Raw genomic sequence first — 12,917 nt, forward strand, 5'->3', positions numbered from 1 at the left:
TCAGTAGGTCTCCACCAGCACGTCGGTATAGAGTTCGGCCGGATCGGGCTCCGGCGTCTGTTCGGCGAAGTCCGCCGATTCGTTCACGATCTTGCGGATCTCGGCCTCGAGCGGCTTCAGCTGCTCTTCGGTGACGCCCATCGTCTCGAGCTCGCGCTTCACCGCCTCGATCGGGTCCGACTTGTCACGGACCGACTGGACTTCCTCGCGGCTGCGATACTTGGCCGGATCGGACATCGAGTGGCCGCGATAGCGATAGGTCTTCATCTCGAGGATGATCGGGCCCTTGCCGGCGCGCACCCAGGCGAGCGCTTCCTCGGCCGCACCGCGGCAGGCGAGCACGTCCATGCCGTCCACCTGGATGCCGGGGATGCGGAAGCTCTCGCCGCGCTTGTACAGCTGGTCTTCGGCCGAGGAGCGGTTGACGCTGGTGCCCATGGCGTACTGGTTGTTCTCGATCACGTAGATGATCGGGAGCTTCCACAGCTCAGCCATGTTGAACGATTCGTACACCTGGCCCTGGTTCGCGGCGCCGTCGCCGAAATAGGCCATGGCGACGCCGCCATCCTCGTTATACTTGTGCGCGAAGGCGAGGCCCGTGCCGAGCGAGACCTGCGCGCCGACGATGCCGTGGCCGCCGTAGAACTTCTTCTCGGTCGAGAACATGTGCATCGAGCCGCCCTTGCCGCGCGAGATACCCGCGCCGCGGCCGGTCAGCTCGGCCATGATCACCTTGGGGTCGATGCCGTAGGCGAGCATGTGGCCATGGTCGCGATAGCCGGTGATCACCGAATCCTTCTCGCCGTCCAGCGCCGACTGCAGGCCCACCGCAACGGCCTCCTGGCCGATGTAGAGGTGGCAGAAGCCGCCGATGAAGCCGAGGCCATAGAGCTGGCCCGCCTTCTCTTCGAAGCGGCGGATCAGCAGCATCTGGCGATAGAATTCGAGCAGCTGTTCCTTCGAGGCCTTGAACCGTTCCGGTTCGCTGGGCCGCTCGCGATTCGGTACGGCGGGTGGGGTCGGTGCGTTGCGTGCCGGTGCTTTGGCCACGATCAGATATTCCTCATCCGGGGAGGGGAAAGGCGGGTGCCTATACGCGCGTTCGTGCAAAGCTTGCAACCAACGCGCGGGTTCGGCCCACGTTCATCCGCACTAAGACGCGAAGCCGTGCCTGGCAACAGGTGCCGCTACGGCGATCACTTCTTGTCGAGCGGGATGATCACTTCGTCGGGGCGGACGACGTTGAGCTGCTTGCGGGCAAGCTCGTCGACCATGTCGGGATCGGCGCCGTGCTTCGGATCGAGCAGGTCGACTCGATTCTTGAGCTCGGCACGTTTCTTGTCGAGCACCGCATATTCGCGCTGCTTGGCGGCAAGCTCGTGCTGCACTTCCTTGGCGGCGACGATCCCGTTAGGCCCCAGAACCGCGTTATAGGCGAAGAAGCCGATGGCGATCAGCGCCGCGGCGGGGAGCCCCGCGCGGCGCAGCAGCGTGGACATGGGCGAAGCGCGCTTCATACCCGTGTTTTTCGCTGATCGATCGGCCCTTAGCAAGATTGCGGTTCCTACCTAGGTTCAGGCGCGGCGAAGCACCGAACGGCCGGCATAGACCGCCGCGTCGCCCAGCTCTTCCTCGATGCGGATCAGCTGGTTGTACTTGGCGAGCCGGTCCGAGCGCGCAAGGCTGCCGGTCTTGATCTGGCCGCAGTTGGTGGCGACCGCGAGATCGGCGATCGTCGCGTCCTCGGTCTCGCCCGAACGGTGCGACATGACCGCGGTGTAGGACGAGCGCTGGGCGAGGCTGACGGCTTCCAGAGTCTCGGTCAGCGTGCCGATCTGGTTGACCTTCACCAGCAGCGAGTTGGCATAGCCGCCCTCGATGCCGCGCTGCAGGCGCTGCGGGTTGGTCACGAACAGGTCGTCGCCGACCAGCTGGACCTTGCCGCCGAGCAGCTCGGTCAGCGCCTTCCAGCCTTCCCAATCATCCTCGGCCATGCCGTCCTCGATCGAGAAGATCGGATAGTCGGCGGCGAGCTTCGCCAGGAACTCGGCATTCTCGATCGAGCTGAGCGTCTTGCCCTCGCCCACCATCTTGTAGGCGCCGTCCTTGAAATATTCGGTGGCGGCGCAGTCGAGCGCGAGCATTACGTCGTCGCCGGGCTTGTAGCCGGCGGCTTCGATGCTGGTCATGATGAAGTCGAGCGCTTCGGTGGTCGAGGCGATGTTCGGCGCGAAGCCGCCCTCGTCGCCCACGCCGGTCGCCAGGCCCTTCTCGTGCAGCTTCTTCTTGAGCGTGTGGAAGATTTCCGAACCGCAGCGCACCGCCTCGACGATGTTCTCGGCGCCGACCGGCACGATCATGAATTCCTGGAAGTCGATCGGATTGTCGGCATGCTCGCCGCCGTTGATGATGTTCATCATCGGCACCGGCAGGACGTGCGCGTTGACGCCGCCGACATAGCGATAGAGCGGCAGCCCGCGCGCATCGGCCGCGGCCTTGGCGGCGGCGAGGCTGACGCCGAGGATCGCGTTGGCGCCCAGGCGGCCCTTGTTGGCGGTGCCGTCGAGCTCGATCATGGTGCGGTCGAGATCGGCCTGGTCTTCGGCGTCGAGGCCGAGAACCGCCTCGGCAATCTCACCGTTCACCGCATCGACGGCGCCCTCGACGCCCTTGCCGAGCCAGCGGGACTTGTCGCCGTCGCGCTTTTCCACGGCCTCATGGGCACCGGTGGAGGCGCCCGAGGGCACGGCGGCGCGGCCGAAGCTGCCATCGTCCAGCAGGACATCCACTTCCACCGTGGGATTGCCACGGCTGTCGAGAATCTGGCGGGCGTGGACGTCGATGATTGCGGTCACGTGATGGTCTCCGTACCATGTCAGGATTGAGGCGCGCGGTGCCTCTAGCGGTTCGCAAGGGAACTCGCAAACGGGGCCGTTGTTGTTTCGACGCGACATGGAGGGTTTTTAATCATGGCAGACGAAACGGCCAACATTGCGGGCGATCCGCTCGCAGGCAACATGGGTGAGACCGGCGCGGCAAGCGGCGGCACCGAGGGCGGCAGCGGCGCCGAAGGCAGCAGCTTCACGCGCAACGCCACCGACACGATTCGCGAGGAAGCCGCCAAATATGCCGATCAGGCCAAGGAGCACATCCTGGGCTTCGCCGGCACCGGCAAGGACCGCGCGACCAGCGCGCTCGACGAAGTCGCCGAAATGATGCGGACGGCTGCGGGCGATGTCGACGCCAAGCTCGGCTCGCAGTACGGCCAGTACGCCCGCACTGCGGCGGACGGCATCGCGGGCTTCGCGGACTCGCTGCGCGGCAAGGACGTCAACGAGCTGCTCGACGAGGCGACCGAGTTCGTCAAGAAGAGCCCGGCGATCGCGGTGGGCACCGCAGCGGCGCTCGGCTTCGTGCTGGCGCGCGTGATCAAGTCGGGCATCGAGGCCTCGGGCACGACCCCGACGGACACCGATACCACGGCCGCCCCGACGGGCAACACGCCGTCGACCGAGGATCTCAAGGTCGAGCCTGCCGGCTTTGGCAGCGGTCCGTCGGCATCGCCCGGCACCACCCAGAGCTAAGGACGGGCAGCACAGGGCATGGACGCCCCCCGAATGGAAGACGCCGGCATCGGTGAGCTGATCGGCCAGCTCACCGAAGACGCCAAGGATTATGCCCGCGCCGAGGTCGACTATGTCAAGGCGGTCGCCCAAGCCAAGGTGGCCGAGGTCAAGGGCGCGGCAATCGCCGCCGTCCTCGCCCTCGCGCTCGCCCTGGCGGCGGCGATCGGGCTGATCGTCGGCGCGATCCTGACGCTGGCGACCTTGGTCGGACCCGGCTGGGCGACGTTGATCGTCGTCGGCATCAGCCTCGTGATTGCGGCCCTGCTCGGCTGGGCGGCGGCGCGCGGCATCCGCAAGGCGTTGGGAGCGCAGGCATGACTTTACCCCGCGATCCCGATGCCGCCCGGGCGCGTGCCCGCGCGGCGCGCGACAAGCTGATGACGACGGTCGGCACGATCCAGGAACGGCTCAAGCCGCGCAACATCGCGCAGGAAGCGATGGAGAACGCCAGGCAGAGCGTGACGACCATCGCGCGCGAAGGCACCGAGGCGGTCCGCGAACGGCCGTGGCTCGCCGCGGCGGTGACGAGCGGCATCGGCCTGGTGCTGGCGCGCGGCTGGATCGTCGACATTTTCCGCAAGGGCAAACACGAAACCGACGGGCCCACAAAGGGTTCGGAACCCAAAGACAGCAATACAGAAGGATGACGCCATGAGCACCGAAATCGAAACCGGATCACGCCTCACCGAAAACCCCGCGCTGCTGCTCGCCGGCGGCGTCGCGGTGGGCGTGGTGATCGGCATGCTGCTGCCGCGCTTCGAGCGCGAGAGGGCGGCCCTCGAGCCGCTGGGCCGCAAGCTTGCCGACGGCGCCGCCGCCGCGGTCCAGGCCGCCAAGGACAGCGGCCGCGAGCAGATCGAGTCGCTGATCCCGAACAGCGACGCCACCAAGGAACGCGTCTCGGCGCTGTTCGGCACGGTCATCGACGCCGCCAAGGACGCGACCGCCAAGCGCTAAGCCGCCTATAAGGGGGTTGAGTGCAATGCTGCAGTGCCGGTAAGGGCTGCAGCATTCCCCCACCCCCCAGGAGGCGCAATGAGCAAGCTTCACCTGGTCTTCGGCGGCCGCGTTGCCGACCCGACGACCCTCGATTTCATCGATCCCTCGAAGCTCGACGTGGTCGGTATCTTCCCCGATTATGCGAGCGCCGAAAAGGCGTGGCGCGCCGCGGCGCAGCGCACTGTCGATGATGCCGAGATGCGCTATGTGGTGGTGCACCTCCACCGCCTGCTCGATCCGGATGTCGAGGCCGGCAAGGCCTGAACAGGGCCGCGACGCGCACTCTCGCAGGAGTTCGCGCTCGCCAACAGCACAATCCTCGTCATCCCCGCGAAGGCGGGGATCCATTGGCGCCGGTGTTTCGGCTCCTGCTGCAACGCACAGGCGAATGGATCCCCGCCTTCGCGGGGATGACGGTGGTTTTTGCTGATATTTAAGTCTACCCTTTACCGCAGCGGTGCCAGGTCCGGCTCCACGAAGCCGCGCCGCGCCGGCACCGAGAACAGCCGCTCCCGGCTGTAGAACCGCAGCGGCCAGTCGCGTCTCCCCATTGGTGATGCCAGCAGCCCGTTCACCCGTGCCAGTAGATCGGCTTCGGGCACCTCGGCCAGATACAGCCGGACCCCGGCGACATAGGCGCGCGTGATCGTCTCGTGATAGCCGCCATGATCGTCGTTGATGCCCCCGACACTTTCGTTGAAGCGCCGGATGATCCCGCCGATCTCGGTATCCACATCGACATCTGGCCGCGCGCTCAGCAGATAGCAGCACGCCGCGAGATGCGCCTCATGCGTCCAATCGTCGCGCGGGAGCGTGCAGGCAAGCAACCCCTCCCCGATTCGGACGATCGCTGCGGCGCTGGGGAAGCACCGCGGCGGAAGGTTGGCGGCATCGCTCAGGCGAGTGCCTTTGCTTTTGGTGCAGCCGCGCGGACGCCGGCTTCGACATGGTCCTCGAACTGCGCGAAATTCTCCATGAACTGGTCGACCAGCCGCTCGGCGGTCGCGTCATAGTCGGCTTTGTCGGGCCAGGTTTCGCGCGGGTCGAGGATCGCCGCGTCCACCCCCGGCACCGCCACCGGTACCTCGAAGCCGAAATACGGATCGACGCGGAACGCGGCCGCGTTGAGGCTGCCGTCGAGCGCGGCGTTGAGCAGCGCCCGCGTCGCCTTGATCGGCATGCGGTGGCCCACGCCGTACTTGCCGCCGGTCCAGCCGGTATTGACCAGCCAGCAGGCGACATTGCCCTCCGCGATCCGCTTCTTGAGCAAATTGCCATAGACCGAGGGGTGCCGCGGCATGAACGGCGCGCCGAAGCAGGTGGAGAAGGTCGCCTCGGGCTCGGTCACCCCGATCTCGGTACCCGCCACCCGCGCGGTATAGCCCGAGAGGAAATGGTACATCGCCTGCTCGGGCGTCAGCCGCGCGATCGGCGGGAGCACGCCGTACGCATCGGCGGTGAGGAAGATCATGTTCTTCGGCACCGGCCCGAGATTGTCGGCCGAGGCATTGGGAATGAAGTCGATCGGATAGGAACCGCGGCTGTTCTCGGCGAGGGTCGCGTCGTCGAGGTCGAGCGTGCGCGTCACCGGATCCATCACCACATTTTCCAGCACCGTGCCGAAGCGCCTGGTGGTGGCGAAGATCTCGGGCTCGGCCTCGGGCGAGAGGCGGATCATCTTGGCGTAGCAGCCGCCCTCGAAGTTGAAGACCGCGGTGTCCGACCAGCCATGCTCGTCGTCGCCGATCAGCGTGCGGCTGGCATCGGCCGAAAGCGTCGTCTTGCCGGTGCCCGAGAGGCCGAAGAAGATCGCGGTGTCGCCCTCCGGTCCGATGTTGGCCGAGCAGTGCATCGGCATGATGCCCTGCTCCGGCAGCAGATAGTTGAGCAGGCCGAACACGCTCTTCTTCATCTCGCCGGCATAGGCGGTGCCGCCGATCAGGATCAGCCTATCGGTGAAGTTCACCGCGATCACCGTCTCGCTGCGGGTACCGTGGCGCGCGGGATCGGCGCGGAAGCTCGGCAGGTCGATGATCGTATATTCGGGGATGAAGTCCGCCAGCGCCTCCGGCTCAGGGCGCACCAGCATCGTGCGGATGAACAGATTGTGCCAGGCAAGCTCGTTGATTACCCGCACCTGCACGCGATGCTCGGGCTGCGAGCCGCCATAGAGGTCCTGCACGAACAGTTCGTCGCGCTTGCCCAGTTCGGCGAGGAAGTCCGCCTTGAGCGCGGCAAAATGCGCGGGCGTCATCGCCTGGTTGGTCTTGCCCCACCACACGCTGGTCTCGGTCTCGGCGTCGCGGACGATGAACTTGTCCCTGGCCGAGCGCCCGGTATGTCTTCCCGTAGCAACCACCAGCGGACCTTCGGCGGCAAGGCTGCCTTCGCCGCGTTGGATCGCGTGCTCGACCAGCGGCGCGGTAATCAGGTTCCAGTGGAGCACTGCCGAGGTGGCAATCCCCTGCTCGCCAAGACCATGGCGCGACTGACGCATGTTCAAACCACCCTCCTCAACCATTGTCGCGCTATTTATATGACAAAGCAGATGATTGTTTTGCCGCGCAACTTTATTTCGAGTCGCCTCCTGACATGCCCCTGCCGAGGGGGTCAATCTGGGTAAGCGTTGTCGGTCGGTTGAGGCGGAAGAAACTTTGGTCTAACGGGTGTCGATGCTGATTTTGCGCCAGCCCCGGGTAGCCGGATGACCGCCACGATCGCGCTGGTCGATGACGACCGCAACATCCTCACCTCGGTGTCGATCGCGCTCCAGACCGAGGGTTTCCTGACCCGCGTCTATTCGGACGGCGAAAGCGCGCTGAAGGCGCTGATCGAGAACCCGCCCGAGCTGGCGGTGCTCGACATCAAGATGCCCAAGATGGACGGGCTCGAGCTGCTCCGCCGGCTGCGCGAGAAGAGCCAGATCCCGGTGATCTTCCTCACCAGCAAGGACGACGAGCTCGACGAGGCACTGGGCCTGGCGATGGGCGCGGACGATTATATCGCCAAGCCCTTCTCGCAGCGCCTGCTGATCGCCCGCATCCGCGCGATCCTGCGCCGTACCGAGCCGGCCCAGCCAGTGGCGGAAGGCGCGGCGCCCGCCGAGCCCGCCGAAGCACTGGAGCGCGGCCGCCTCAGCATGGATCCGGCGCGGCACAAGGTGACCTGGGGCGGCGTCAACGTCACGCTGACCGTCACCGAATTCCTGATCCTGGAGACGCTCGCCCAGCGCCCGGGCATCGTCAAGACGCGCAACCAGCTGATGGATGCCGCCTATCAGGACGACATCTATGTCGACGACCGCACGATCGACAGCCACATCAAGCGCGTCCGCCGCAAGTTCCGCCAGGTAGACCCGGCGTTCGACGCGATCGAGACGCTCTATGGCGCGGGCTATCGCTTCTCGGATGAATGATGAGCGCGACCTGGCGCTGCGATGGTCGGGCCGGGTCAGCCTCACGCCGCGAATCCTGGCGGTCAACATCTTCGCGCTGGCGCTGCTGTGCGGCGGCTTCTTCTATCTCGACAGCTATCGCAGCCGCATCGTCGACAGCCGCGTCGAGCAGACCAGCCGCGAGGTGCGACTGATCGCCCAGGCGCTGGCCTCCGCCACCGACAAGCGCCGCGACCTGCTGGTGCTGAGCCTCGCCCGCGACATGGGCACGCGCATCCGCCTCTACGATCCGCAGGGCAAGCTGCTCAGCGACAGCCGCGAGCTGGGCCTGCACAACCTGGTGCTGCGCGATCCGGACAAGGATCCGGTGGGCCAGACCATCGCGCGGTTCCTCGACGCGGTAATCGACAAGGTTGCCGGTGCCGATCGCGCGCCGCTGTACCGGGAGCGACCGCGCGATGCCGGGCTCGACTGGCCCGACGTGAAGACGGCGCTGGAAACCCACGCTGCGGCGGCGTCGGTATGGCGCGCCCCCGATCGTACTCCGGTGATCACCGCCGCCGCGCCGATCACCGGCCTCGGCGTGGTGATGACTGCGTTCAACGCGCGCGACATCACCCAGACGGTGCGGCTGGAGCGCTACCGGCTGGGCGTGGTGCTCGGCATCGTCTCGCTGGTCTCGGTGCTGCTGTCGCTGTTCCTCGCCCGCACCATCGTCCGCCCGCTGCGTCGGCTGGCGCTGGCGGCGATCCGCGTCCGTCTCGGCCGTGCGCGCGAAGTGGTGGTCCCCCGCCTGCCCGAACGCCGCGACGAGATCGGCATGCTCGCCCGCGCCCTCTCGGACATGAGCGGGGCGCTGCGCGCCCGCATCGACGCGACCGAAACCTTCGCCGCCGACGTCACCCACGAGCTGAAGAACCCCCTCGCCTCGCTGCGCTCCGCCGTGGAAGGGTTGTCGAACGTCAAGGACCCCGCGCTGCGCGACCAGCTGCTCGACATCGTCCGCGACGACGTCCACCGGCTCGACCGGCTGATCACCGACATCTCCGAAGCCTCGCGGATCGACGCCCAGCTCAGCCGCACCACCTTCGAGCCGTTCGACCTGGGCGACCTCATCGCCGCGCTGATCGGCCAGCGCGAGACCCGCGGCGTGCCCGAGGACATCCGGATCCGCTTCGATCGCCCCTATGGCGTCTCGATGGAGGTGATGGGTGATCCGACGCGGCTCGAGCGGGTATTCGAAAACCTGATCGAGAACGCCTTGTCCTTCTCGCCGCCCGGCGGCCTGATCGCCATCTCCGCGCAGGAGGAAGACGACACGCTCGCCGTCTGGGTCGAGGACGAAGGCCCCGGTGTGCCCGAAGAAGCCCGCGAGGCGATCTTCCGCCGCTTCCATTCGGTCCGCCCCTCCAGCGAGGCGTTCGGCCAGCATTCGGGGCTCGGGCTTGCCATTGCCCGCACCATCGTCGAAGGCCATCAGGGGAGCATCATTGTGGAATCGCGGGAGGATCGATCGCAGGGCGCACGCTTCGTCGTTCGGCTGCCGCTGGCGGCCCGCGCATGAACAGGCCCGTCGATCCGACCGCGCGAAGCGAGAACAACATGCAACGGCGTCGCCCCAAACATATCCTGCTCGTCACCGGCATGTCGGGTGCCGGCAAGTCGACCGTGCTGCGCACGCTCGAGGATCTCGGCTGGGAGGTGGTCGACAACCTCCCCCTCCTCCTCCTCAACCGGCTGCTCGATACCGCGCCCGGCGCGGACGGCGGCGACGACGAGCGCCCGCTGGCGCTCGGCATCGGCACCCAGACGCGCGGCTTCGATGCCGAGAGCATCGTCCAGCGCATCAAGAAGCTGCGCGAGGACCAGGGCCTCGACGTCGGCACCCTCTTCCTCGAATGCACCGGCGCCGAGCTGATCCGCCGCTTCTCCGAGACCCGCCGCCGCCACCCGCTCGCGCAGGACCGCCCCGCCGAGGACGGCATCGCCCGCGAGCGCGAGCTGCTCGGCCCCCTGCGCCGCTGGGCCAATCGGCTGCTCGACACCACCGACATGAAGGCGAACCAGCTGTCGCAGGCGATCCGCCAGATCTTCTCGGCGGACGGCGGCAAGACCACCTTCAGCGTCACGTCCTTCGGCTTCTCGCGCGGCCTCCCCCGCGACGCCGACCTCGTCCTCGACATGCGCTTCCTGCGCAATCCGCACTGGGATGCCCAGCTTCGTCCCGGCACGGGACTCGACGCCGACGTCTCCGCCTATGTCGCCGCCGACCCCGCCTATGATGCGGCCATGGCGCAGATCGAGTCGCTGCTGCTACTGCTGCTCCCCCGCTACCAGGCGGAGGGGAAGGCCTATGTGACGATCGCGTTCGGCTGCACCGGCGGACGGCATCGCTCGGTCCATGTCGCCGAGCGGATGGCCGCCCGGTTGCGCGCCGAAGGATTTTCGCCCACGGTGACACACAGAGATTTGCAGACCGCGCCACAGGACTCCCTGGAGGGGGCGCCGGTGTCCATGGCTAGGGGCGGAGAATAGAATGATCGGGTTGGTGCTCGTGACGCACGGACGACTCGCCGAGGAGTTCGTCGTCGCGATGGAACATGTGGTGGGGAAGCAGGAGCAGGTCGCCGCGATCTGCATCGGCCCCGAGGACGACATGGAGGGCCGCCGGGCCGACATCGCCGCCGCCATCGGCGCGGTCGATTCGGGCGAAGGCGTGATCGTGCTGAGCGACCTGTTCGGCGGCACCCCCTCCAACCTCGCCATCTCGCTGATGAAGGCGGGCAAGGTCGAGGTGATCGCCGGCATCAGCCTGCCGATGCTGATCCGCCTCGGCAGCGCCCGCAAGACCATGTCCGTCACCGACGCGGTGCTCGCCGCGCGCGACGCCGGCCGCAAATATGTGACGGTCGCGTCGGAAATGCTGGGGCCGCCGCAATGAGCCGGGTGTCGCGCGAGGTGCTCATCGAGAACCGCCGCGGCCTCCACGCCCGCGCCAGCATGGCCTTCGTCACCCTCGCCAGCACCCAGCCCTGCGAGCTGACCGTCGAGAAGGACGGCAACAGCGCCGCGGGCACCTCGATCCTCGACCTGATGATGCTCGGCGCCGCCAAGGGCGACACGATCACGATCTGGGCCGAAGGCGACGGCGCCGAAGGCGCGGTGCAGGCGCTGGTCGCGCTGGTCGAGGCGCGGTTCAACGAGGAATAGCAGCCGCTGGTCTGGCTATCTCGACCAGACGCAAAACCACCGTCATCCCCGCGAAGGCGGGGATCCATTGGCGCTGACGCCGCGGTTCCTTTCCCGAACGCACAGGCGAATGGATCCCCGCCTTCGCGGGGATGACGGCGTATCTTCAATTACGACTAGCCCCTGCCCAGCGCGCGCCGCACCCCAACTAGCCCCCGCCCCCATCCCGCCCTATAGCGCCGGGATGCCACGCGAAATCACTGCCTATTCCAACCCCCTCATCAAGCGCATCCGCAACCTGCGCGACAAGCGCCACCGCCGCGAAGAGGGGCTGTTCCTCGCCGAGGGCCTGCGCATCCTGACCGAGGCGCGCGAGGCCGGCCGCATCCCCGAATACCTGTTCTACACCGCCGAGACCGCCCGCCACCCGCTGGTCACGGCCCTCGTCACCGCCACCGAGGCCCGGGGCGGCGAGGCGATCGAGACCAATGCCGACATCCTGTCGAAGCTCTCCGGCAAGGACAATCCGGGCGCGGTCGTCGGCGTCTACCCCGAGTTCGCGCTCGACCTCGCCGAGATCGACCGCAGAACCGCGCCGATCTGGCTGGTCGCCGAGCGCTTACGCGATCCCGGCAATCTCGGCACCATCCTGCGCACCGGCGACGCGGTGGGCGCCGGCGGGCTGATCCTGATCGACGACTGCGTCGACCCCTTCTCGGTCGAGGCGGTGCGCGCCAGCATGGGCGCGCTGTTCACCGTGCCCGTCGCCCGCGCCCGCTGGGAGGAATTCGAGCCCTGGCTGCGCGCCGGCCCCGGCCAGCTCGTCGGCCTCAGCCTCGATACCACCCACGACTATCAGGCCCCGCGCTACGCCGCGCCGACCTTCCTGCTCACCGGCAACGAGGCGCAGGGCATGCCGCCGCATATGGAAGCCGCCTGCGATCTTCTGGTAAAGATCCCCATGCTCGGCAAGGCAGACAGCCTCAATGCGGCAGTGGCAACGGCGGTGATGGCCTATGAAGTACGCAACCAGTTCCGGAATGCTTGAGCGGGCGCGCCGCGCCGCCGCGCCCCTCACGCTGGCGTGCGGCCTCGGCGCCGCGCTCCCCGCCGCCGCACAGCTTGCCGAGCCCACCCCGCCCCGCGAGCAGCCCCGCGCCGAGGCCCCTCCGCTCTCTCCCGAGGAACAGCTCCTCCTGGGCGACTGGCGCATCACCGGCGTCGACGGGCACGCGACCGTGCCCGGCAGCCGCGCCCGGCTGAAGCTGGAGGGCCTGCGGATCAGCGGCTATACCGGCTGCAACGCGCTGGGCGGCAACTACCGGGTGGAGCGCGGCTACCTCACCACCGGCGGCGTGATCACCACCCGCCGCGCCTGCTCGGCGGCGCTGATGCGGCAGGAAAAGGCGCTCCTCGCCCTGCTCGACCAGCGCCTGGCGGTCCGCCAGAGCCATCGCGGCCGGCTGCTGCTGACCGGGCGCGATGGGAAGACGCTGGTGCTGGTGCGGGCGGGAGCCTCCTAAGCCGATCTCGAATCACAGTTCTAAATTTCATTCGTCATTGGCAACCTCAGCGCTACCCTGGATTAGAGACAGTGCGGGCCTATACAGAAAAGGCACTCGCCACGTAGCAGGAGAGCCACTTAGCCGCTCGAAAAAACCGATCGTTTCTAATTGACTTGCAATGTCCATTGCCGCCGCGTCTTCAAT

Annotated in this window: 17 protein-coding genes; 12 read left to right on the plus strand and 5 right to left on the minus strand. The window is 67.3% G+C overall.

The genetic code is table 11. The features are described from left to right. The 3 genes from pdhA to eno form a co-directional block, all read right to left on the minus strand. On the minus strand, positions 1-1,050 hold the full coding sequence (pdhA, locus tag GGR89_RS08380) for a pyruvate dehydrogenase (acetyl-transferring) E1 component subunit alpha (protein WP_019367919.1): 1,050 nt from the start codon (positions 1,048-1,050) through the stop codon (positions 1-3). A 146-nt stretch (positions 1,051-1,196) separates the two neighbouring features. Next, the gene (locus GGR89_RS08385) at positions 1,197-1,517 is read right to left on the minus strand and encodes an FtsB family cell division protein (RefSeq protein WP_084583452.1); all 321 of its coding nucleotides are present in this window, start codon (positions 1,515-1,517) and stop codon (positions 1,197-1,199) included. A gap of 57 nt (positions 1,518-1,574) precedes the next feature. Beyond that, complete coding sequence (gene eno, locus GGR89_RS08390) at positions 1,575-2,855, minus strand: phosphopyruvate hydratase (protein WP_125977097.1); 1,281 nt, start codon at positions 2,853-2,855, stop codon at positions 1,575-1,577. Between the two features lie 114 nt (positions 2,856-2,969). On the opposite strand from eno, the gene GGR89_RS08395 reads away from it, so the two are divergent. From GGR89_RS08395 to GGR89_RS08415, 5 genes are all read left to right on the plus strand, one after another. Further along, on the plus strand, positions 2,970-3,584 hold the full coding sequence (locus GGR89_RS08395; RefSeq protein WP_125977098.1) for a hypothetical protein: 615 nt from the start codon (positions 2,970-2,972) through the stop codon (positions 3,582-3,584). Positions 3,585-3,602: 18 nt separating this feature from the next. Then, on the plus strand, positions 3,603-3,944 hold the full coding sequence (locus GGR89_RS08400) for a phage holin family protein (protein ID WP_125977099.1): 342 nt from the start codon (positions 3,603-3,605) through the stop codon (positions 3,942-3,944). Then, a complete protein-coding gene (locus tag GGR89_RS08405) occupies positions 3,941-4,273 on the plus strand; it encodes a DUF3618 domain-containing protein (protein WP_125977100.1) in 333 nt (110 codons plus the stop codon). Before GGR89_RS08400 ends, GGR89_RS08405 begins: the two co-directional genes overlap by 4 nt. A 4-nt stretch (positions 4,274-4,277) precedes the next feature. Continuing rightward, positions 4,278-4,583: a hypothetical protein gene (locus GGR89_RS08410; RefSeq protein WP_125977101.1), complete on the plus strand. Its 306-nt coding sequence runs from the start codon at positions 4,278-4,280 to the stop codon at positions 4,581-4,583. Positions 4,584-4,661: 78 nt separating this feature from the next. After that, complete coding sequence (locus GGR89_RS08415; RefSeq protein ID WP_125977102.1) at positions 4,662-4,889, plus strand: DUF4170 domain-containing protein; 228 nt, start codon at positions 4,662-4,664, stop codon at positions 4,887-4,889. A gap of 182 nt (positions 4,890-5,071) precedes the next feature. On the opposite strand, the gene GGR89_RS08420 is transcribed toward GGR89_RS08415, so the two are convergent. Then, complete coding sequence (locus GGR89_RS08420; RefSeq protein ID WP_241218037.1) at positions 5,072-5,452, minus strand: hypothetical protein; 381 nt, start codon at positions 5,450-5,452, stop codon at positions 5,072-5,074. A 68-nt stretch (positions 5,453-5,520) separates the two neighbouring features. After that, entirely contained in the window at positions 5,521-7,122 is a 1,602-nt protein-coding gene (locus tag GGR89_RS08425) for a phosphoenolpyruvate carboxykinase (RefSeq protein WP_125977104.1), read from the minus strand. A 207-nt stretch (positions 7,123-7,329) separates the two neighbouring features. Here GGR89_RS08425 and GGR89_RS08430 point away from each other — a divergent pair, with 207 nt between their 5' ends. From GGR89_RS08430 to GGR89_RS08460, 7 genes are all read left to right on the plus strand, one after another. Next, positions 7,330-8,040, plus strand: coding sequence for a response regulator transcription factor (locus GGR89_RS08430; protein ID WP_125977105.1), 711 nt, complete (start codon positions 7,330-7,332; stop codon positions 8,038-8,040). Beyond that, on the plus strand, positions 8,009-9,583 hold the full coding sequence (locus tag GGR89_RS08435; protein WP_125977106.1) for a sensor histidine kinase: 1,575 nt from the start codon (positions 8,009-8,011) through the stop codon (positions 9,581-9,583). The genes GGR89_RS08430 and GGR89_RS08435 overlap by 32 nt, the downstream gene beginning before the upstream one ends. Before the next feature lie 38 nt (positions 9,584-9,621). Then, a complete protein-coding gene (gene rapZ / locus GGR89_RS08440) occupies positions 9,622-10,554 on the plus strand; it encodes an RNase adapter RapZ (RefSeq protein WP_125977111.1) in 933 nt (310 codons plus the stop codon). Between the two features lies 1 nt (position 10,555). Continuing rightward, the gene (locus GGR89_RS08445) at positions 10,556-10,960 is read left to right on the plus strand and encodes a PTS sugar transporter subunit IIA (protein WP_010544989.1); all 405 of its coding nucleotides are present in this window, start codon (positions 10,556-10,558) and stop codon (positions 10,958-10,960) included. Continuing rightward, complete coding sequence (locus GGR89_RS08450; RefSeq protein WP_125977107.1) at positions 10,957-11,229, plus strand: HPr family phosphocarrier protein; 273 nt, start codon at positions 10,957-10,959, stop codon at positions 11,227-11,229. The genes GGR89_RS08445 and GGR89_RS08450 overlap by 4 nt, the downstream gene beginning before the upstream one ends. A 223-nt stretch (positions 11,230-11,452) precedes the next feature. After that, positions 11,453-12,256, plus strand: a complete 804-nt coding sequence (locus GGR89_RS08455) for a TrmH family RNA methyltransferase (protein ID WP_125978428.1) — start codon at positions 11,453-11,455, stop codon at positions 12,254-12,256. Next, positions 12,249-12,731, plus strand: coding sequence for an META domain-containing protein (locus GGR89_RS08460; protein ID WP_245201613.1), 483 nt, complete (start codon positions 12,249-12,251; stop codon positions 12,729-12,731). The genes GGR89_RS08455 and GGR89_RS08460 overlap by 8 nt, the downstream gene beginning before the upstream one ends. Positions 12,732-12,917: the final 186 nt, after the last annotated feature.

It is taken from the genome of Sphingomonas trueperi (genome assembly GCF_011927635.1).
In the GTDB taxonomy this organism is placed as follows: Bacteria; Pseudomonadota; Alphaproteobacteria; order Sphingomonadales; family Sphingomonadaceae; genus Sphingomonas; species Sphingomonas trueperi.